Source organism: Nocardia sp. NPDC127606 (assembly GCF_042671725.1).
Taxonomy (GTDB): Bacteria; Actinomycetota; Actinomycetes; order Mycobacteriales; family Mycobacteriaceae; genus Nocardia.
This window is the reverse complement of record NZ_JBHXWQ010000001.1, coordinates 794,133-815,067: the sequence shown is the minus strand read 5'-3', so window position 1 is coordinate 815,067 and position 20,935 is coordinate 794,133. Positions and strand designations below refer to the sequence as shown.

Below are 20,935 nucleotides of genomic sequence, written 5' to 3'. Positions count from 1 at the left end.
TTGCCTGGGCAAGTAACAACGTAGCGCACAATGACTTGCCCAGGCAAGTGCATGTTTCCTGGGCAAGTACGATGGGCGCATGAACACCCCGTCACCCTGGCTCGATGAGGACCAACAGGAGCTGTGGCAGGCGCTCCTCACGGTCGTCACCGCCCTCCCCGCAGCCCTCGACCGTCAGCTACAACGCGACGCGGGCATCTCCAACTTCGAGTACGGGGTGCTGGCCAGGCTGTCGATGGCCGACGACGACACCATGCGGCTGAGCGAGCTCGCCCGGGTCTGCGACAGCACCCAGCCCCGCCTGTCGAAAGCGATGGACCGCTTCGAATCCCGCGACTGGGTCACCCGCCGACCCGACCCCAGCGACGGCCGATACACCTTCGCCACCCTCACCGACGACGGCCGCCGCAAGCTCGCCGACAGTGCCCCGGAACACGTGGCACAGGTGAAGCGGCTCGTGTTCGATCCACTGACCGCCGCTCAACGCCGCAATCTCGGGACCGCGCTCACCCGCATCGCCGCCACCGTGCGCGAGGAACTCGAACAGGGCTGAACCGGGTGCTGTCCGCGATCTTCGTGAACACTCGATGCCATGGAATCCCTCGTGCCCGATGCGACCGACACCGAACCGATGCTGGTGACCACTCTCGATGCGTGGCGGTCGGGAGGTGATCAGCTGCCCGTCGACGACGACCGGACCGCCTGGGCCGCCGACGACGAATCCGCGCTTCTGGTTGCCGATGCACTGCCCACGACCGCACAGGTCCTCGTCGTCACCCCGCGCGAGGCATCGCCGACCGCGGGGCACCTGCCCGTCGGGAAGGTGCGGTGGGCCCGGCGCGGTCCCGCGGGCCGCCATGTCGAACTGTTGGACCGGCCATCGACCGCGGAGACCCTCGATCTCCTGCCGCATCCCGAAGGCGGCTGGTTTCGCGAAACTTGGCGCAGTCCGCATACTTTCGCACCCACGGACTATCCGGGTCAGCGCGCCGCCGCCACGGGGATCCTGTTCCTGCTTCCCGAGCACGAACAGTCGATCTGGCACGCGGTGCGCTCCGACGAACTCTGGATGTGGCACCGGGGCGGACCACTGGAACTCACGCTGGGCGGCGACGGCGACACACCCACCACCACCGAGACCGTGATCCTCGGCCCAGCCATCGAGTCGGGGCACCGTGTGCAGCAACTCGTCCCGGCGGGCAATTGGCAGGCGGCCCGGCCCTGCGGGGGTGAGGAGGTCTTGGTGAGCTGTGTAGTCGCGCCGGGCTTCGACTTCGAGGATTTCCGGAGCTGAACCCACACTCGATGTCCTGAGATGGCAAGCTCGCGGCGCGCCGTTCCACTGTTACCGGGTTGCTGATTGATTCCTCGGCGTGCAGGGAGCAGAGTTGCGTTACACAGTGCGGCATCACCCCTCCTGAGCACACGCTGATCGGAGAATCATGGGACACCGGACGAGTTTCGCAGTGTTTGTCGCGACCGCGAGTTTGTTCATTGCCACGGGCTGCGGGACGTCGTCGGATTCCGGCGGCGATGCCACCAGCACGTCGGCCGACTCGCAGGCCGAGCCCGCCTACGCCGCCACCCTCAGGCCGGTGATCACCCAGCTCATGAAAGACAATGTCATTCCCGGTGCGGTCGTGGTCGTCAGATCGCCGAAGGAGGGCGATTGGACCGAGACGTTCGGCACCCGCGTCATCGGTGCCGACGACCCCATGTCGGTGGACGACTACTTCCGCATCGCCAGCAACACCAAAACCATGACGTCGACGGTCATTCTGCAGTTGGTGCAGGAGGGCAAACTCGCACTCGAGGACCCGATCGCCAAATATTGGCCGGATGTGCCGAACGGGGATGAGATCACCATCGCCCAGCTCTCCGAAATGCGAAGCGGGCTTTACAGTTACACGTTCGACCCACAATTCAACGCCATGCTGGACAGTGACCCGAACAAGGTATGGACGCCGGAGGAGTTGCTCGCTATCGCCTTCTCCCACCCGGTCAATTTCGCACCGGGGGAGAAATTCGATTACAGCAATACCAACATCATCCTGCTCGGCCTCGTCATCGAGAAGGTCACGAAGATGTCGGCCGCCGAGAATTTCCAGCAGCGGATCTTCGAACCGCTCGGCTTGAAGCACACCTCGTTGCCCGCGGCGGCGGACCACTCGATCCCCGATCCGCACCCGCAGGGGTACGCGTTCGGCACCAATGTCTCCACGATCGACACGTTCGCCCTGCCGCCCGAAGAACAGGCCGCGGCTCTCGCGGGCACACTGCAACCCAGCAACGCGACCGACGAGAGCCCGTCGTGGACGTGGACCGCGGGTGCCGCGATATCGACGGTCGGTGATGTGGCCACGTACGTGCGGGCACTCGTCGAGGGCGACCTGCTGGACGAGAAGATGCAGCGAGTGCGGATGGACAGCATCCAGCCGATCGATCCGGCCGCCCCCGATGTCGCCGGATACGGTCTCGGCATCGTCCGATTCGGGTTGCATCTGTTCGGGCACGACGGTCAGATACCGGGGTACATGACCTTCATGGGCCATGACCCGGAGTCCGACCTCACGATCGTGGTCGCCACGAACCTCGCGACGGTGCCGTCGGGCGAGGGGTCGGCACTGGTGCTGGTCAAGGGCATGCTGCCGGTCTTCTACGGTAACGAGGCGGTGCCGGGCAGCCCGGCCGCGCCGAACACCGGCGCGACGACCGCGCCCACCAGCCCTGCCCCACCGACCACCACCACCGGCCGGTAACGAAGCCTCGGGCCGACCACCCGAACGGATATCCGCTGCACACGATGACGCCCCGCTGATCCGATGTTCGTATGTGGTGAGGTGATCCTTGCTTTACTGCTCGAAGGAGATATCGGAGTCTACGGAGGTGTCATCGACGGTGCCCGCTCGACGATTCGCCCGACAATGGGCCGCAGATCTGGCGGCGGTGACCACCCCGGAACGCGGAGAAGACGAGCTCGTCGACGTCCTCGAAGACCTTCTGGCCCGGGTGCTGATCTCGCTGGCCAACCCCGCATGGGATCCGGCCGTCGGCGAGAACCTCGGGATCGCCGTCGCCGATCTCGGTTTCCGCTCCCCCGCTGTCATCGACGCCTCGCTACCGACCCTGCGTGAGGTCTGCCGACACGCCGGAACGACGCCCGAGGTGATGACGAGCCTGGCCGCACGATTCGGCCTCGGCGTCGGGCGCAGTCTCACCTCAGAGTCGGTGACACCACACGCCGCCGACGGCTTCGAGATCGCGTTCCGCCACGCGTCGGTGGCCATGTCCATCGGTGACGCCCGAGGCCGCATCATCGACGCCAATCCAGCCTTCGAACGTCTGATGGGGTACCCGCTCGACCAGCTCCGGGGACTCGACGGCTTCGACCTGGCCGGTGACACCGCCGACATCGAGCGTCAGCGCATCTTCGCCGAACTCGCCGGCAACGATTCGGGCGCCGTGCGGTTCGAAAGCGAACAGCCTCGCCCCGACGGGACCACGAGGTGGGTCGGCTGGACGATCACCCAGTGCGTCTCGGCCGACGGCGAACGGGCGTACATGCTCGGCTTCGGCCAGGACCTCACCGAACAGCACACGGCCGCGCAACGGCTGCACTGGCAGGCTCACCACGACCCGCTCACCGGCCTGACCAACCGGCGTGGCCTGCACACCGAGCTGCACTCGCTCGTCGGCGACGCCCACCCCGGGCAGTGTGCGGCGGTGTGCGCACTCGACGTCGACGGGTTCAAAGCGGTCAACGACACCTACGGACATGCCGTGGGCGATCAGATCCTCGTCGAGCTCGCCGAACGCCTGCGGCGATGCTTGAGCACCGATCAGGAGTTGATCGCTCGCCTCGGCGGGGACGAGTTCATCGTGGTACTCCCTCCGTGCGCGGTCGACCGAGCGCGCAAGACCATCGATCTGCTCCACGCCGCGGTCGTCGATCCGTTCGCCCTGCCCGACGGACCGATATCGATATCGGTCAGTATCGGCGCGGTGGTGACGCCCCTGACCGGCAGACGCGTTCCCGAACTGCTCGCCGAGGCCGACGACTGCCTCTACCAGGCCAAAGCGCTGGGCAAGAACCGGTGGATCCTGCGCACCGACGCGCAATCCGGGACCGACTCGACCGATTCGTGGGGCAGGCCCGAGATACCTCGCTGAGATTTCATCAGCCCCCGCGCGGCTCGGTGAGTCAGAGGGCGATTCCGTCGAACATCAGCCGCTGTATCGCGCCGCTGAGCTGTCGTTGCTGTTCGGGCGGCCCGCTCCCGTCCGTGATGGCCCGGTCCGCGGCATCCCTGGCGCAGGCGATGACCCCGGCCAGGAGCATGCCCATCACAGCCTGCGCCGTGTGGTCGACGTCGAGATCGGCGCGCAGGTACCCGCGTTCGATCCCGTGTTCGAGATAACCGGCCGTGAGCGCGTTGGCGGAGTCGAGCACGCTGAACATTCGTTTGTTCAGTTCGGCGTCGACACCGACCGTCCCGGTGAACAGGAATCGGGGAATGCGCGGGTCGGAGTACAGGATGTCGGTCAGTCCGTCGGCGATGCGGCCGACCTGGGCACGGTAGTCGTCGAGGGTTTCCGCGGCGGCGGGGGCGTTGTCGGTCGACAAGGCTTCCAGCACGCGACCGAACAGGTCGTCCACGACGTGGTCGATGATGTCGCGCTTGTTCTGGAAGTACCGGTAGAAGGTGCCGTGGCCGATACCCAGTCGCGCGGCGATATCGGCGATCGAGGTGTCGTGGTAGCCGCTCGTCGCGAAGCAATCGAAGGCGGCGTCGATGATGTCGCGGCGTGTTTCCTCGCGCATGCGTTCCGCTCGCTGAGCGCGTCTGTCTCCGAGTGCCTCTGGTCCGACCACGCCTGTGATGATAGCCTCCGTCAAAGTTGAGTGACACTTCATTCCGTAAGTAGAATGATGTGTCAGTCCAGGCATGTGGAGAGAACAAGGGAGTTCGTCATGCGTGACCCGAAGATCGTCATCATCGGCGCCGGCGTCGCCGGAATCACCGCCGGTGTGATCTTCAAGCAGGCCGGCTTCGAGAACTTCGTGATCGTGGAGAAGGGCGCCGATGTCGGCGGAGTCTGCCTCACCCCCGACATCCCGGGAATCGGTCGGTTCACCGGTGCGGTCGTGCACACCGCCCGCTGGGACGACGCGATCGAGACCGCCGGCAAGCGCATCGCGGTGATCGGCAGCGGGTCCACCGGCGTACAGGTGGTCTCCGCACTGCAACCGCACGCCGCGACGTTGACCCAGTTCGCCCGCACCCCCCAATGGGTGCTCTGGGCTCCGATGGGTCTGCCCCAGCCACGACTGTTGGCCAAGGTGCTCGCCGCCGCGCCCGCCGCGCACCAGCGCCTCTACTCCGCGCTGCTGTGGAGCTCGGGCATCCTCGCCGATATCGCGCTGAAACCGACATGGCGACGCCGAGCCGCGCAACAGCTCGCCCGGTGGTCGCTGACCACCCAGGTGCGCGATCGACAGCTGCGCGCCGCCCTGACTCCCGACTACGAACCCTTCTGCAAACGGCAGGTCCTCTCCGGCACCTATCACCGCGCGATCGGCGCCGGCAACGCGGCGTTGGTGACCGAAGCGATCAGCGAGATCACCGAAACCGGGATCCGCACCGCGGACGGCACCCACCACGACCTCGACGTGATCGTCTTCGCCACCGGCTTCCACCCGCACAACTACATGCGCCCGATGAACCTGCGCGGCCGCGACGGACTGAGCATCGACGAAGCCTGGGCGAAGGGGCCACGCGCCTACCGGATGACCGCGATCCCCGGTTTCCCGAACTTGTTCACCGTGCTCGGCCCGAACTCACCCACCGGGTCGATCTCGCTGCAGTATTCCGCCGAGCTGACTGCCCGCTACATCACGCAGTGGCTGCAACGCTTCCGCGACGACGAGTTCGACACCGTGGAGGTGACCGAGGAGGCAACCGTCCGGTTCAACGACTCCGTCGCCGACGCCATGGGCCCGACCGTGTGGAACACCGGTTGCAACTCCTGGTACTTCACCGAGGAAAACACCATCGACCTGTGGCCGTTCGACCGCAAGACGATGACCACCCTGCTCACCGAACCCGACGACCGCGACTACCTGATCTCTCACCAGGATGGAACTCTGTCATGACGACACGACACGTCGACGTACTGATCATCGGCGCGGGCCTCTCCGGCATCGGTACTGCCTGCCAGCTCGTTCGCGAGCAGACCGGCCGCAGCTTCGCGATCATCGAACGCCGCGACAACGTCGGCGGCACCTGGGATCTGTTCAAGTATCCGGGCATCCGGTCCGACTCGGACATGCTGACCTTCGGTTTCGGATTCCGCCCGTGGATCGGCACGAAAATCCTGGCCGACGGGCCGAGCATCCGGAACTACATCGAAGACACCGCCCGCGAATACGGCATCCTGGAACACATCCACTTCGGCCGCCGGGGAATTCGCGCCTCCTTCGACAGCACCACCGGGCTGTGGACGGGCGAAGTCCTGCACGAGCGCACCGGCGAGGTCGAGACCTGGTCGGCGAATTTCCTGGTCGGCGCCACCGGCTACTACGACTACGACAAGGGCTATCAGCCGACATTCCCCGGCGCCGCGGACTTCACCGGCCAGATCGTGCACCCACAGCATTGGCCAGAGGACCTCGACTACCGGGGCAAGAAGGTCGTGGTCATCGGTTCCGGTGCCACCGCGATCACCCTGATCCCCGCGATGGCCGACGACGTCGAGCACATCACGATGCTGCAGCGCTCACCCACCTACATCCAGACGCTGCCCTCGAACGACCCGGCCGCGATCACGATGCGCAAGGCTCGCGTGCCCGAAAAGATCGCTTATCGGATCGGCCGTGCCCGCAATATCGCCTTGCAGCGCGCCAGCTTCCAGCTCTCGCGCACCAATCCGGAGCTGGCCAAGAAGGTGTTCTTGAACCAGGTCAAACTACAACTGGGCAACAAGATCGATATGCGGCACTTCACGCCCGCCTACAACCCGTGGGATCAGCGCTTGTGCGTGGTGCCCAACGGTGACCTGTTCAAGGTGCTCAAGAGCGGCAAGGCCGACATCGTCACCGACCGCATCGCGAAGTTCACCGAGAAGGGCATCCTGACCGAGTCGGGCCAGGAGCTCGAGGCCGACCTCATCGTCACCGCCACCGGCCTGAACGTACAGATCGTCGGCGGCGCCGAACTCGTCGTGGACGGCGTACCGGTGGACCCCCGCGGTTCGGTGCTCTACAAGGGCGTCCTCATCTCCGGGGTCCCCAACGCCATGATCATCCTCGGCTACACCAACGCGTCATGGACGCTCAAGGCCGACCTCGCCGCCCACTATTTCTGCCGGATCCTCAACGCGATGCGCGACAGCGGATACTCACAATTCTCGGTGCACGCGGGCGCCGACGACATCGCCGAAGAGTCCGTGATGGGTGATGACCTGACCTCCGGATACATCAAGCGCGGTGACGGTGTCATGCCACGACAGGGGCGGCGCACTCCCTGGAAGGTGGTCAACAACTATTACCGCGATCGCGCCTTGCTCGGCACAGGCGAACTTCTCGACGGCGTACTGACGTTCGACCCGGATCGCCACGCCCACGTCGCGGCGTTGATCTGACATCCCGACTTCGATCCCGAAAGGCGACACTGATGTCGCGCCAGCGAACAAAGTTCTATCAACCCCTCCCGGAATCGACCGTCAGCAGCGCGGCCGCCGGGGAAATCCTGCGAATCAGATCGATGACCGCACGGATCGCCCCAGGAATCACGGTGCGGGCCGACGCATATCGCGTGTTGTACCGTTCGACCGATCTTGCCGGAAAGCCGATCACGGTCTCGGGAGCGATTCTGATTCCCCACGAGATCTCGGGACCACTGCCGCTGGTCGGGTTCGCTCCGGGCACTCAGGGCATGGCACGTTCGGCATCGGTGTCGCGGCTACTCGAACGAGGAATGGAATATGAAGGCGTGTTCATCGCCTCCGCGTTGGCCCGCGGCTGGGCGGTGGCGGTCACGGACTACCCCGGGCTGGGAACCGCGGGAACCCACCCCTATGTCATCGGTCCGGCCAACAGCCGCGCATTGCTCGATGTCATGCGTGCCGCGCGGCACCTGCTCACCACCCGATCCGAGCAGATCAGCCAGTACGGGATCTATGGCTACTCCGAGGGCGGGAACACCGCCGCCTGGGCCGCGCAGATCCAGTCCTTCTACGCTCCCGATCTGCCGTTGGCCGGTGTCGCCGTCGGCGCGCCACCGGCCGACCTCGCCGAAATGGGTACGAGCCTCGATCGCACCGCGGGCTTGTTCTTGCTGATGTACTCGGCGATGGGGCTCGAAGCCAGTTTCGATAATCTGGATCTGCGCCGAAATCTCAACGCCGCGGGCAAGTTCACGATGCCGATGATTCGCCGACTGCATCCGCTGGCGCTCGCCGCGGTCGGGTTCGTCATACCGAAGTCACGCTCCTTCTATCTCAGCACCGACCCGTTCGAGGATCCGGTGTGGATCGAGCGGATGCGTGAGGTCAGCCTCGGCTACCTGCCCCCGACAGCGCCGGTGCTCGTCGGGCACGGCCCCCGCGACCGGGTGGTCCCCTACCGACAGACCGAACTGCTCACACAGCGTTGGCGCGAACTCGGCGTCGAGGTCAGTGAACATCGGATCCGATTCGGTGGCCACTTCATCTCGGCACCGCTATTCGCCCGGGCTGGATTCGCTTTCCTCGCCGACTGCTTCGCCGAACAGGACCGGAGAGTGACCCCGACCGCCTCCTGAGCGGTTCCGCTCGCGAAGCATCGTCCTAAGGGAAGGTTAGGAACCGCCCGTGTCGCTTCCTTTCGGCATGTGAGCGCCGACACAGTGGTCTCCGACGGCGCACTGCCGCGCCGATAGAGGAGGGTCCAAGGTGACAACGACACAGGCCGGTGGTGAACGGCGAGTCGTGGCGAACGTGCTGCGCGGCTCGATCGGCAACCTCGTCGAGTGGTACGACTGGTACGTCTACGCCGCGTTCAGCGTGTATTTCGCGAAGGCGTTCTTCCCGGACGGCGACCCCACGGCGCAACTGTTGTCGACGGCGGCAGTGTTCGCGGTCGGGTTCATCATGCGCCCGATCGGTGGCTGGGCGCTCGGGCGCTACGCCGACCGGTTCGGCCGCCGCGCGGCCCTCACGCTCTCGGTGACGGTGATGGCCGCGGGTTCGCTGATGATCGCGGTGACGCCCGGATTCCAGACCATCGGAATCGCGGCGCCGGTGTTGCTACTCATGGCGCGGCTGCTGCAGGGACTGTCGGTCGGCGGCGAATACGCCACCAGCGCTACGTATCTGTCCGAGGTCGCGTCCCCGGGACGACGCGGGTTCTACTCGAGCTTCCAGTACGTGACGCTGGTCGCGGGCCAGCTCGTCGCGCTGGGCGTGCAGATCATCCTGCAGCAGATGCTCACGTCGGAGCAGATGTACAGCTGGGGCTGGCGCATCCCGTTCCTGATCGGTTCCGGTGGCGCGATCGTGGTGATGCTGCTGCGACGCGGCATGGACGAGTCGGACTCGTTCAAGGCCATGGAGAAGACGTCCGAGACCGGTGAGGCGGCCGCGAGCAGCTCACGCGGTTCGCTGCGGGTCCTGCTGCAGTACCCCCGGGAATGCCTGCTGGTGGTCGGCCTGACGCTGGGCGGCACCGTGGCGTTCTACACCTACACGACCTATATGCAGAAGTTCATGATCAATACCTCGGGCATCTCCAAGGACACCGTGGCCTGGATCAACTTCGTCGCGCTGCTGGTCTTCGTGGTGCTCCAGCCGATCGCGGGCGGTCTGTCGGACCGGATCGGCCGCCGCAAACTGCTCATCTTCTTCGGTGTCGCCGGCACGGTGCTGACGGTGCCGATCATGACGGCGCTCGCGCACACTTCCAATGCGCTCGCGGCGTTCGGCCTGATGATGACCGCGCTGGTGATCGTCACCGGTTACACCTCGATCAACTCGATCGTGAAGGCCGAGCTGTTTCCCACCAAGATCCGCGCGCTCGGTGTCGGCCTGCCGTACGCGCTGACGGTCGCCATCTTCGGTGGTACCGCCGAGATGATCGCCCTGGCGCTGAAGAAGGCCGGGCTCGAGTCGCTCTACTTCTTCTATGTCGCCGGATGTATCGCGATCTCGCTGATCACCTACTACTTCATGCGGGAGACGTCGGCCGAGTCGACCATCGACGCCGACGACGTCGTCGATGCCGATGCGGTCGAGCCGGAACGGGCGATGGCCGCCGTGCGTGGCTGACCGTCCGGAACACGCGCCGGTCCTGCCGCTATGGGAGGATCGGCGCGTGCGGCTTGCGGTGGTCGAGGACGACGACGGAGTGGGCGACGCCCTGGTAGAGGCGCTCACCGCGCGCGGCTACCGGGCCGAGCGCATGCGCCGTGGCGCCGATCTGCTCATCGCCCACCGCGACTTCGACGCCGTGCTCCTCGACCTCGGTCTGCCCGATGCGGACGGGTTGCAGGTCCTACGTCAGCTGCGTGAGGTCAGCACGATCCCGGTGTTGATCCTGACCGCCCGCAGCGACGAACGCTCCATCGTGCGTGGCTTGCGTGGCGGAGCGGACGACTATGTGGTCAAGCCGCCGCGGATCGCCGAGCTGATGGCGCGGCTCGAGACCGTGCTGCGCCGGGCCGCGGCCGTCGCCACGCAGGCCAGGACCGAAGTCGTCACCGGTGATGTCCGGGTGGATCTGCGGGCCAGGATCGTCGAGGTGGCCGGTGCTCCGATCGCGCTCACCCAGAAGGAATTCGAGCTCGTCGAGGTCCTGGTGGAACGGCCGGGCGCCGCGGTGAGCAGGCAGCAGCTGATGGACCGTATCTGGGGCGATGCGTTCGTCGCGGTCTCGCGCTCGCTCGATGTCCACATGACCGGGCTGCGCGCCAAACTGAACCGGCCCGGACTGATCACCACCATTCGCGGCTACGGGTATCGGTGGGGCGAGTGAGTGCGCGAGGACCGGCATGCGTCGCAGACTGCTGATCGCGCTCACCGTCTTCGCGGCGCTCGCGGTGCTGGCCTTCGCGATTCCGCTGTCGCTGACCGCCGCCACCAGCCGCACCCAGGAGTTGGTACTCGGCCGGTCCGGTGACGCCGATCGCTTCGCGACCCTCGCCGACGCGGCGGGGTCGGCGGGCGGGGTGCAGGCACTCGCCGACGAGGTCGGGCGCTATCACGAGCTGTACGGCGAGAACGTCCTGGTCGTGGATGCTCGCGGGGCGCCGATCGTCAACGCCGGGGTCGAGGTGAGCGATCCGCGCATCCGGGCCGCGGTGGCCGCGGCTCGCCGCAACCAGCGCCCGCAGCAGGTGGATCGGCTGACGCCGTGGAGCGCTCCGGTGATGCTCATCGCGCGCCCGGTCGGCACCGGCGTGCAGGTCAACGGCGCCGTCGTGATCGAGTCGTCGACCGCCGCGGCGCGCGCGACGATCGCCCGGGTGTGGGCGGTGATCGCGGTGGGCGCGCTCGGCGCGATGGTGGTCTTCGTGCTGTTGGCACTGGTCCTGAGCCGATGGGTGCTGCGCCCGCTGGCCGCGATGTCGGACGCGGTCGCCGAACTCACCGCGACACTGCCGAAACCGCGTGGCCGCGCCCCGATCACCAGAAATTACGGTGGCCCACCGGAGGTCCGCGACCTCGCCGAATCCGTCGACGCCATGGCCACCGCCGTCGCCGACTCCGCCGACGCGCAGCACCAGCTCGTCGCCGATACCGCGCATGCGATGCGAAACCCACTCGCCGCCTTGATGATTCGTCTCGACTCGCTGGAATACGCGGTCCCCGGCCAGGCGTCGGCGACCTTCCGCGGTGCGACCGCGGAAGTGGAACGGCTGACCGCGCTCCTCGACGATCTGCTGGAGCTGGCGGTGGCGCAAACGCCCGCCTCCTTCGGCACCGCGGCATCCGCCGAGGAGCGGTGTGACCCGGCGCAGGTCGTGGCCGACCGAATCGACGCGTGGGCGTCGGCGTTCGACGACGCGGGGATCCGGTTGACCACGGCACGCCGTCCCGATGGGTCCGTCTCGGCGACGCCGGTCAGCGCTGCGCCGCCGGACAGCGGTGAGGGCTCCGGCAACCACAGCTCGGCGGCGATCAGCTCGGCGGCGCTCGCCCAGATTCTCGATGTGGCACTGAGCAATTCGTGCCGATATGCGGGATCCGGCGCGCACACGATGGTCGGGGTGAGCGACGAACCGGGCTGGGTGACGGTCCGGGTAGCCGACGACGGGACGGGCGTCGCGCCGGACGAACTCGACAAACTCACGGCGCGGTTCTTCCGCGGTTCCGCCGCGGCCGCGGGCGGAACGGGGCTGGGTCTGTCGATCGCGCAGGCACTGGCCAAGGCATGGGGCGCGACATTGACGGTCGAGGCGGTGCGCCCGCACGGACTCGCCGTGACAGTTCGGCTACCCGCGGTGGCGCGATGAGTGGCGGATCGCCGATGTCACGTCGCCGGATGCTGGCCTTGGCCGCACTCGTATCGGCGGGCATGGTCGGGTGCGGCACGAACGACCGAACGACGGTGCGACTGGCCTCGGGTGAGGACGGGGGCTTCTACTACGCCTTCGCTCGACTGCTGGCTGCCGCAGCCGCTGACGACACCGACACTCTCCGCATCGAACCGGTGGAAACCGCTGGGTCGCAACAGAATCTGCGGATGGTCGCCGACGGCGATGTCGACACCGCACTGGCACTGGCGGATTCGGCGAGCGATTTCGGCGGGCGCGTGGTGGCGCTCGGTCGGGTCTACGAGAACTATCTCCAGTTGGCGGTGCGCACCGACGGTCCGATCAACGAGGTCGCCGACCTGCGCGGACGCCGCGTCAATCTCGGCGCCGCGGGCTCGGGCGCCGCGGTCACCGGCCAGCGACTGCTGACAACGGCCGGGCTGGATCCGGCCGTCGACGTCGTGGTCGAACATCGCCCGCTGCGCGAGGCCGCGCAACGGCTGACCGCCGGCGCCATCGACGCGTTGCTGTGGGCCGGTGGCGTGCCGACCGCCGCACTCACCGTGCCCGATCCCCTGCGACTGATCGACCTCGGCGCCCTCGCCGCACCGATGCGAGAGCGATACGGCCCCGCCTACGACCGAGTCGCCATTCCCGCCGACGCCTATCCGGGCAGCCCAGCGGTGCACACGATCGGCGTCGCCAACCTGCTCCTCGCCGCCGCGACCCTGCCCGACGAGACGGCGGCCGCCATCGTCGACCTGCTCGTCCGGCACGCGGACGCGCTCGTCCCCGCCGAGGCCGCGGGCACACAGTTCCTGGACGGCCGATTCCTGATCGGCACCGGAACCGTCCCGCTGCACCCTGGCGCTGCCGAGGTCTACCGCCGCTGGCACGGCTGAACTAGGTGCCATCAGTAAGGTTTGCCTTACCTTATTGGATGTGGTCTAGTGATCGCGGACCGATAGCCACGTGCGGAGGAGAACCGTGATCGCGAACCAGGATCGACAGGACCACACTCTCTCCCGACGCCGGTTCTTCGCGGTGGCGGGGGCAGTCGGGGTGAGTGCGAGTCTCGCGGCGTGCGGGGGCGGCACCGACGATAGCCGCGACGACACCGGGAGCTGGGAGTTTCCCGACGGTCGTGGCGGCACCGTGCGCACGGAGGGGACGCCGCGCCGGGTGGTCGCCTTCACCGGATCGGCGGGCGCGCTGGTCGATTACGGGGTACGCGAGCCCATCGTGGGCATTTTCGGCGAAGCGCATGCCCGCGACATGTTGGGCGACCTCGATCCGGACTCGGTGACCGTCGTCGGTGACGCCTGGGGTCAGTTCGACATCGAGAAGTACGCGACGCTCGAGCCGGACCTGCTCGTCACCGATTCCTATGTGCCGGGCCGACTCTGGTACGTCCCCGACGACAACCTGTCCAAGATCGAGTCGGCGAACCCGAATGTGATCGCCGTGCAGATCGCCGGTCAGCGACTCCCCGACATCATCGCGCGCTACCGCGCCCTGGCCGCGGCACTCGGCGCCGAGACCGCCACCCCGGCGGTCGCGGCCGCGGAGCAGCGCTTCGCCGCCGCGTCCCAGGCGGTGCGAGACGCCGTGGCGGCGCGTCCCGGCCTGCGCGTGCTCGCCGCCTCGGCAACCCCCGAACTCTTCTACGCCTCCGACCCGCGCGCCTCGGCCGATCTGAGCTACTTCACCGAACTCGGGGTCGAATTCGTCATTCCCGACAAGGTCGATCCGGGCGGCTACTTCCAATCACTGAGCTGGGAGACGGCCGACCGCTATCCGGCCGACCTGATCCTGCTCGATGACCGGACCTCCGGCCTGCAGCAGGCCGCGCTCGCCGACCGGCCGGTTTGGCGCAGCCTGCCCGCGGTCACGGCCGGGCAGGTCGCGCCCTGGTCGCCGATCTTCCGGTTCTCCCACGCCGCCACCGCTCCCCTGCTGGAACGGCTGGCGACCACGATCCGCGACGCGAAGAAGGTCCGCTGACCTCGACCCCTTGACGCTGCTATCACCGAGCCTGTCGCCTCGATATGCCATCATGAACTGTAACGAGTTCTAGAAATGCCCGAGGAGGCCCGCGTGGGATCTGTGCGATCGGTGCGGACGGGGCCGTTCGTCGTGCCCGCCGTGGACGAGATCCCCGGTGGGCGGATGCTCGAACTTCCCGGACGTGGACAGACCTATGTCGTCGACATCCCCGGACCACCCGGCGCGCCGGTGCTGATCCTGCTGCACGGCACCGCCTGCACGGCGGCACTGAACTGGTTTCCGGCGCTGGAGTCGCTGAGCGCCCGGTATCGCGTGGTGCTGTTCGATCAGCGCTGGCACGGGCGCGGAATCCAGTCGGCACGGTTCCGGCTCGACGACTGCGCCGACGACGTGGTCGCGGTCGCCGACGCGCTGGGCCTGGATCGCTTCGTCTGCGTTGGCTATTCGCTCGGCGGGATCGTGTCGCTGCTCACGGCCCACCGGTTCCCCGAGCGGGTCGCGGGACTGGTCCTGTGCGCGACTCCGTATCGCTTCCAGGAGAAGTGGCGCGAGCGGGCGTTCCATCGCGGTTTCGCGTCCGTCGCCGAGGCGCTGGGTGACTATCCGTATCGCCGCGCCCGGCGGTTGACGCGGACCCTGCCGGATCTGCCGCCCGCCCTGGTGCCGGGGCAGCTCCGCCGCTGGGCGGTGGGCGAATTCCGCAGTACGAGTGGATGGGCGCTGGCGCCGGTGCTCGCCGAGATCGGGACGTTCGACGCCACCGCGTGGCTCTCGGAGCTGCGGATGCCGACCGCGGTGGTCATCACGACCAGGGATCGGGCGATCCCGGTGTACCGGCAGATCGAACTCGCGGCCGCCGTGCCGGGGGCGAGTATTCATCCGCTCGCGGCGGGTCATGCGGCGTGCGCTGTCGCGCCGGACCGGTTCGTCGCGGCGCTGGCCGACGCGTGTCGAGCAGTGGCGGCGCGGCTGTAGGTGACGACCCTGTTCGACGCCGGTGGCGAACAGGGCGATCGGCCGGGGCGGGTGGTCAGCCCCTGGCCCGCGCCGCGGCGAGCAGGTCATCTACCACGGCGGGTACGGCGTCGGCCAGTGCTTCGACATCGGGAACCAGGTCGCGGCAGGCGATGAAGCCGAAATCCAGGTCGCCGCAGTTCGACAGCACAGTGACGGTGAGCCCGGCCCCGTGGAAGACCGGACCGAACGGAAACATCCCGTCCACCCGGACGCCGAGGAAGTACAGCGGCATCGGCGGACCCGGCACATTCGAGACCACCAGGTTGTGCACGACCGGATGCCGTTCGGCCAGCTTCAGTGACGAGTACACGCGCGAGGCGAGCCGAAACGTGTTGGGCGGGGCGTACTTCGACCAGTCCTGCAGGAAGTCGGCGCCGATCATGTCGTGCTCGGCCTTGGCTTCGCGGTTGGCGACGGCCAGCACCTCCAGCCGCTCGGCCGGATCGGCGACATCGGTGCCGAGGCGGCAGAACAGCGTCGAGACCTTGTTGATTCCCTCGGTGTGCCGGGTGGATTCGTGCACCGACACCGGCACCGAGGCGATCAGGGAGCGATCGGGCAGCTCGCCCCGGTCGGCCAGATAGCGGCGCAGCACTCCGCCGACGACGGCCAGCACCACATCGTTGACCTTCACCCCGAACGCGGCCTTGATCTCCTTGATCGCGCCGAGGTCGGTCTTGGTGAACGAGACCGACCGCGCCGCGGTGACGGCCTGATTGAACGGGGTGCGTGGTGCGGAGAACGGGAGTTCCATCCCCGCCTCATTGTTGCGCCGCCGCTGCGCGAAGCCCGCGACCATTCCGAGGGTCTTGGGCACCATGCCGAGCATCCCGACCCTGGCGGGCAAGCGGACCGCGGCTCGCGCGGCCAGTTCCAGATCGCCGGGCACCGGTTCCGGTTGCCACGGTTCGGGCTCGGGGCGACTGGTCCCCGGCTCCGGATCGCACAGGTGCATCATCATGTTCGTGCCGGTGATGCCGTCGACGGCCGAATGGTGGTACTTGCAGACGACGGCCACCTTGCCGTCGTCGAGCCCCTCCACCACCGACATCTCCCACAGCGGCCGACTCCGATCCATCGGGTGGCTGGCGATGGCACCGATCAGCGCGGCCAGACCGCCCGACTCCGGCAGGTCGACGCGCCGGATGTGGTTGTCGATGTCGAACTCGGCATCGTCGACCCACAGCGGATGATCGAGGTTGAACGGCACCGGGTGGATTCGGCGGCGCATGTGCGGGATGAGGGGCAACCGCTTGCGGAGCTCGTCGCGGAGGTTGTCGAAGGAGTAGTGGCCGTCGGCCGGGTCGAGGATCAGCAGTGCGCAGACGTGGAGATGCTGGGTGTCGGTCTCCAGATAGAGGAAACTGGCATCCAATCCGGTGAGTTGTTCCATAGCAGAAGCCTACTAGAACACGTTCTAGTTTTGCTGTAGCACGGACCGAACTTTGACGACGATCACAAGTGGTACGCCGGTGCCGTCCACGCCTTCGGCCGGGCCAAGTGCCCGGCCGAAGGCGTTGTCGCACAGATCAACTCAGCGCGGCGCCATCCGGATGGCGCCGTCGAGGCGAATGGTCTCGCCGTTGAGCATCGGGTTCTCCACGATGTGGCGGGCCAGCGCGGCGAACTCGGTGGGCCGGCCCAGACGCGAGGGATGGGGCACCTGCGCGCCGAGGGACTGCAGCGCCTCCTCGGGCAGCGTCTCGAACAGCGGCGTGCGGAACAGGCCGGGCGCGATCGTGACGACGCGGATCTTGAAGCTCGCCAGGTCACGCGCGATCGGCAGGGTCAGGCCGACGATCCCGCCCTTGGACGCGGCGTAGGCGGCCTGGCCGATCTGGCCGTCGTAGGCGGCGACGGAGGCGGTGTTGATGATGACGCCGCGCTCCTCGCCGACCGGGTCGGTACCCGACATGCGTTCGGCGGCCAGCCGGATCACGTTGAACGTGCCGACGAGGTTGACGTTGATCACCTTGGTGAAATCGGCGAGCGGGAACGCACCCTTCTTGCCGACCGTCTTGATCGCGTTGCCGATGCCGGCGCAGTTCACGGCGATCCGCAGCGGTGCCAGCGATTCGGCGACATCGAGGGCCGCGGCCACCGCCGATTCATCGGTCACGTCCGCGGCCGCGAAAGCCGCGCCCTCGCCCAGTTCCTTGGCGATGGCCGCACCGTTGGACGAGGGGAGGTCGATGATCACGACCTTGGCGCCCTTGGCGTGCAGCTCCTGCACGGTCGCCAAGCCGAGACCCGACGCACCGCCGGTGACGATCGCGGACGAGTTGACGAAATCCATACTGTTTCTCCTGTTTTCGGTGAGGTCTCACTGAATATTGACACACTTCGCCAAAACTGTTTGGCTTTCGCGGTGACCCAGCCAGCTCCCCGCCGCCCCGGCCGTCCCTCCGTGCTGGACACCCGGGCCGTGTCGGTCGGCGCGCTGCGCCTGTGGACCGACCGCGGCTTCGCCACCACCAGCTGGAACGATCTCGCCGAGGCGACGGGGATCAGCACGCGAACCCTGTTGCGGCACTACTCGTCCCGATCCGAGATCGCCTGGATCGGCGTCGCGCCCGCGACGGAGCGGCTACGAGACGCGCTCGCCGGCGCTGCCCCCGAGGAGCCGCCCGCGGTGGTCGTGCGGTCCGCGATCGTCGAATCGGTGTCGCGCGATCCGCAGATCCAGGAGCTGGCGCCGGACTGGCTGCGGCTGATCTCCTCCGAACCCGAACTGGCCGCGACCGCTCCCCGGATCTACCGCCCGTGGATCGACACGCTGTCGGGCTACCTCGCCGGTCGACTGCACGGCTCCCCCGCTCCCATCTGCCGGGCCATCGCCACCGCCTACCAGTCCGCCACCTTCGCCGCGCTGATCGAGTGGGCCGAGTCCGGCGCGCAGGGCGACTGCGCGGATTCGGTCGACCGGATGCTGCGCTGGATGGATCCGCACCTGCCGGGCTCCGTGCCGGACTGAGCCCGACTCGCACGTGGCTACGCTCGCACGCGCCGCCGCGATCGGGCCTCGCCGATCTCCGGCGCGAACGAGGTGAGGCCGACCTCCCGGTATCGCCCGACCAGGCGTTCGTACTTGCGCCGATTGCGGGCCATCGGGGAGTCGGTGACCGCGGCCGGGAGCCGGGTGTAGGCGACGCGCAGGGCGGCCGTGAGAACTCGGAAGTGCCGGTCGTGGCGTGCGGTCCAGGTGATCGGCATCTTGGCGCGCACCTCGGGGTGCATGATGCCGCAGCCGAGAACCATCGCGACATAGCCGAAACCGGGCGCGCTCACCCACCAGAGCGGGGCGGCGAGGGCGGGCAGGAAGTCCGGGCGTGGTGCGCGGCGGACCGTCGTGGTGGCCGCTTCCAGCGCCGGGGTCGCGCGCAGTTCGGTGATCATCTGGTCGTAGTGGACGGCCAGGTCCGCGTAGTTCGCGATCGGCTGCGAGTTGCCCGGGAGGTGCAGGCCGCGCGTCTTGGTGCGGTAGTGGTCCCAGATGGCCTGGTCGGCGGCCGGCGACGGGGTGTCGCCGGTCAGTGCCAGGTAGGCGCCGCGCTGGACGAAGAAGGTCGAGTAGAGGATCCAGTTCCAGGCGTGCGGATTGAGCGCCGAATAGCGTTCGCCGTCCGGGCCGACGCCTTTGACGTCGCGATGCAGGAGCATGAGCCGCTGGGACTCGGCGTCCCGGTCGGCGTCTTCGCCGTGGTAGATCAGCTGGTCGGCCGCCGCGGTGCGCACCGCCCGCGCCCACGGCTGGTTTCGCGAACGTCCGGTGGCCTCGAGCGCGGCCGACACGGGAGGCAGCATCGGCTGGTCGAACAGGCCGACCCCGAACAAACCGAACAGGACCGATCCGCCGACACGTTCGAATCGTGCGACGGCGCTGTGGGATTCGCGCGAGGACGCCGGGGCGACGTCGACCGAGCGGGTTTCCTGATGTGGCACAGGACAGGTCATCGGTGAACTCCTTTGTTCCGCCGACAGTTCTGGTGCAGGACGGCACCACAAACTAGTCTGGTGTCAGAGTGCACCAGAATTGAGAGAGGGTCAAGAGTTCCGGGTGGACTATTCTGGCGCCCTGGGACGAGGAAGGGCGGCCATGCGCAACGACTCCGACGACGCGACGACGACGACGCGCGTCTACGGCGGTGTGGCCGCGGACGATCGCCGATCCCGCCGTCGTGGCGCGCTGTTCGACGCCGCGCTCGACCTGCTCGCCGAGGGCGGAGCGCCCGCGGTCACCAAACGGGCGGTCTGTGTCCGAGCCCGGCTCAACGATCGCTACTTCTACGAGCAGTTCACCGACCGCGACGCCTTGCTCACCGCGCTGGTCGAGGAGCACACCGCCCTCGGCATCGCCGCGGTGGTCACCGCCACCCACGACGCCGAGCCCGACGTCCACAGCCAGGTGCGCGCGGCGGCGGACGCCGCACTGGGCTTTCTGCTCGCCGACCCGCGCCGATCGACCCTGCTGCTCAACACGCAGAGCACCGAGGCACTGCAGGCCGCGCGGCTGACCACCCAGCACGCGATCGCCCGCGCGATGTCGGCGGTGGGCCGCGAGATCCTCGCCCAACCCGCCGATCCGCTCGACGCCGATATGACCGCCTACAGCGTGGTCAGCGGTGCGCTGGAGCTGGTCGCGGCCTGGATGCGCGGCGAATTCGACACCACCCGAGAACATCTCACCGACCTCATCGCCCGGCTGCTGCTGAGCTCCGACAGCGCGCACCACGTCACCGCGACGAAGTCGGCGAAATAGCGCGAGCGCCACGAACCTTCCCACTCCCCGGTCATCCAGTGGTGTCACCGGAGGTCGGCGTGGGACTCTCGGAGATCGAGAACTGTCGATCGAGGAGGCCACCGCCAGATGCGGGGAATCAACCACATCGTTCTGTTCGTCGCGGATCTGCCGCGCAGCATCGCGTTCTACGAGGACGTGCTCGGATTCGAGCGGCTCGCCGAAGGCTTCCCCGGCGGCGCGTTCCTGCGCTACCCCGGCTCGGCCAACGATCACGACCTCGGGCTCTTCCAGGCCAGGACACCCGCGGCAGGCCCGGCGGGCTCGGTCGGGCTCTATCACGTCGCCTGGGAAGTGGACACCTTGTCCGAGCTCGTCGCCGTCCGCGACCGCTTGACGGCGGCTCGCGCACTGACCGGGGCAAGCGATCACGGGTCGACCAAGGCGCTCTACGCCCGCGACCCCGACGGCATCGAGTTCGAGGTGTGCTGGCTGGTACCCGATGAGCACGTGGAGGACGCGCTCGCTCCCGGTACCTCGCTGACCGCGCCACTCGACATCGACGCCCAGATCCAGCGGTACGGCGCGACCACCGCGGGCGGCCCACGCACCGATCCACAGGTATGGGCGCGCGTGGCGGCACGTCGGGCGGCGACTTCCTGAC

General features: G+C 67.7%; 20 protein-coding genes. 16 read left to right on the top strand and 4 right to left on the bottom strand.

Annotated elements, in window-relative coordinates; translation table 11 throughout:
- Positions 1-79: 79 nt before the first annotated feature.
- The 4 genes from ACFVJ5_RS03815 (at position 80) to ACFVJ5_RS03800 (ending at position 4,170) form a co-directional block, all read left to right on the top strand.
- Positions 80-553: a MarR family winged helix-turn-helix transcriptional regulator gene (locus ACFVJ5_RS03815; protein ID WP_379218361.1), complete on the top strand. Its 474-nt coding sequence runs from the start codon at positions 80-82 to the stop codon at positions 551-553.
- Positions 554-865: 312 nt separating this feature from the next.
- Entirely contained in the window at positions 866-1,294 is a 429-nt protein-coding gene (locus ACFVJ5_RS03810; RefSeq protein ID WP_379219758.1) for a cupin domain-containing protein, read from the top strand.
- A gap of 172 nt (positions 1,295-1,466) precedes the next feature.
- Positions 1,467-2,759 carry a serine hydrolase domain-containing protein gene (locus ACFVJ5_RS03805; protein ID WP_379218360.1) on the top strand — a complete coding sequence of 431 codons (1,293 nt, stop codon included), beginning with the start codon at positions 1,467-1,469 and terminating at the stop codon, positions 2,757-2,759.
- A 139-nt stretch (positions 2,760-2,898) separates the two neighbouring features.
- Entirely contained in the window at positions 2,899-4,170 is a 1,272-nt protein-coding gene (locus tag ACFVJ5_RS03800; protein WP_379218359.1) for a diguanylate cyclase domain-containing protein, read from the top strand.
- A 31-nt stretch (positions 4,171-4,201) separates the two neighbouring features.
- Here the strand turns inward: ACFVJ5_RS03800 and ACFVJ5_RS03795 are convergent, their stop codons facing one another.
- A complete protein-coding gene (locus tag ACFVJ5_RS03795) occupies positions 4,202-4,822 on the bottom strand; it encodes a TetR/AcrR family transcriptional regulator (protein ID WP_379218358.1) in 621 nt (206 codons plus the stop codon).
- Positions 4,823-4,972: 150 nt separating this feature from the next.
- Between ACFVJ5_RS03795 and ACFVJ5_RS03790 the strand changes: the two genes are divergently transcribed.
- The 9 genes from ACFVJ5_RS03790 (at position 4,973) to ACFVJ5_RS03750 (ending at position 15,491) form a co-directional block, all read left to right on the top strand.
- The gene (locus ACFVJ5_RS03790; protein ID WP_379218357.1) at positions 4,973-6,154 is read left to right on the top strand and encodes a flavin-containing monooxygenase; all 1,182 of its coding nucleotides are present in this window, start codon (positions 4,973-4,975) and stop codon (positions 6,152-6,154) included.
- Positions 6,151-7,641 carry a flavin-containing monooxygenase gene (locus tag ACFVJ5_RS03785; protein WP_379218356.1) on the top strand — a complete coding sequence of 497 codons (1,491 nt, stop codon included), beginning with the start codon at positions 6,151-6,153 and terminating at the stop codon, positions 7,639-7,641. Before ACFVJ5_RS03790 ends, ACFVJ5_RS03785 begins: the two co-directional genes overlap by 4 nt.
- 122 nt (positions 7,642-7,763) lie before the next feature.
- Positions 7,764-8,801 (top strand): lipase family protein, encoded by a 1,038-nt coding sequence (locus tag ACFVJ5_RS03780; RefSeq protein WP_379218355.1) that lies wholly within the window; start codon positions 7,764-7,766, stop codon positions 8,799-8,801.
- Positions 8,802-8,931: 130 nt separating this feature from the next.
- On the top strand, positions 8,932-10,302 hold the full coding sequence (locus ACFVJ5_RS03775) for an MFS transporter (RefSeq protein WP_379218354.1): 1,371 nt from the start codon (positions 8,932-8,934) through the stop codon (positions 10,300-10,302).
- A 46-nt stretch (positions 10,303-10,348) separates the two neighbouring features.
- Positions 10,349-11,008 carry a response regulator transcription factor gene (locus tag ACFVJ5_RS03770; protein WP_358182784.1) on the top strand — a complete coding sequence of 220 codons (660 nt, stop codon included), beginning with the start codon at positions 10,349-10,351 and terminating at the stop codon, positions 11,006-11,008.
- 16 nt (positions 11,009-11,024) lie between these two features.
- The gene (locus ACFVJ5_RS03765; protein WP_379218353.1) at positions 11,025-12,488 is read left to right on the top strand and encodes a sensor histidine kinase; all 1,464 of its coding nucleotides are present in this window, start codon (positions 11,025-11,027) and stop codon (positions 12,486-12,488) included.
- Complete coding sequence (locus tag ACFVJ5_RS03760; RefSeq protein WP_379218352.1) at positions 12,485-13,411, top strand: TAXI family TRAP transporter solute-binding subunit; 927 nt, start codon at positions 12,485-12,487, stop codon at positions 13,409-13,411. Before ACFVJ5_RS03765 ends, ACFVJ5_RS03760 begins: the two co-directional genes overlap by 4 nt.
- A gap of 85 nt (positions 13,412-13,496) precedes the next feature.
- Positions 13,497-14,513 (top strand): ABC transporter substrate-binding protein, encoded by a 1,017-nt coding sequence (locus ACFVJ5_RS03755; protein WP_379218351.1) that lies wholly within the window; start codon positions 13,497-13,499, stop codon positions 14,511-14,513.
- 93 nt (positions 14,514-14,606) lie between these two features.
- Complete coding sequence (locus ACFVJ5_RS03750; protein ID WP_379218350.1) at positions 14,607-15,491, top strand: alpha/beta fold hydrolase; 885 nt, start codon at positions 14,607-14,609, stop codon at positions 15,489-15,491.
- 55 nt (positions 15,492-15,546) lie between these two features.
- Here ACFVJ5_RS03750 and ACFVJ5_RS03745 read toward each other — a convergent pair whose 3' ends face one another.
- The gene (locus tag ACFVJ5_RS03745; protein ID WP_379218349.1) at positions 15,547-16,926 is read right to left on the bottom strand and encodes a wax ester/triacylglycerol synthase family O-acyltransferase; all 1,380 of its coding nucleotides are present in this window, start codon (positions 16,924-16,926) and stop codon (positions 15,547-15,549) included.
- 141 nt (positions 16,927-17,067) lie between these two features.
- Positions 17,068-17,829, bottom strand: coding sequence for a 3-hydroxyacyl-CoA dehydrogenase (locus ACFVJ5_RS03740; RefSeq protein WP_379218348.1), 762 nt, complete (start codon positions 17,827-17,829; stop codon positions 17,068-17,070).
- Between the two features lie 72 nt (positions 17,830-17,901).
- Here ACFVJ5_RS03740 and ACFVJ5_RS03735 point away from each other — a divergent pair, with 72 nt between their 5' ends.
- A complete protein-coding gene (locus ACFVJ5_RS03735) occupies positions 17,902-18,507 on the top strand; it encodes a TetR/AcrR family transcriptional regulator (protein WP_379218347.1) in 606 nt (201 codons plus the stop codon).
- Positions 18,508-18,524: 17 nt separating this feature from the next.
- On the opposite strand, the gene ACFVJ5_RS03730 is transcribed toward ACFVJ5_RS03735, so the two are convergent.
- Positions 18,525-19,487, bottom strand: coding sequence for an oxygenase MpaB family protein (locus tag ACFVJ5_RS03730; protein ID WP_379218346.1), 963 nt, complete (start codon positions 19,485-19,487; stop codon positions 18,525-18,527).
- Positions 19,488-19,629: 142 nt separating this feature from the next.
- Here ACFVJ5_RS03730 and ACFVJ5_RS03725 point away from each other — a divergent pair, with 142 nt between their 5' ends.
- Positions 19,630-20,292 (top strand): TetR/AcrR family transcriptional regulator, encoded by a 663-nt coding sequence (locus ACFVJ5_RS03725; protein WP_379218345.1) that lies wholly within the window; start codon positions 19,630-19,632, stop codon positions 20,290-20,292.
- A 108-nt stretch (positions 20,293-20,400) separates the two neighbouring features.
- Positions 20,401-20,934 carry a VOC family protein gene (locus tag ACFVJ5_RS03720; RefSeq protein ID WP_379218344.1) on the top strand — a complete coding sequence of 178 codons (534 nt, stop codon included), beginning with the start codon at positions 20,401-20,403 and terminating at the stop codon, positions 20,932-20,934.
- The last annotated feature ends 1 nt before the right edge of the window (position 20,935 follow it).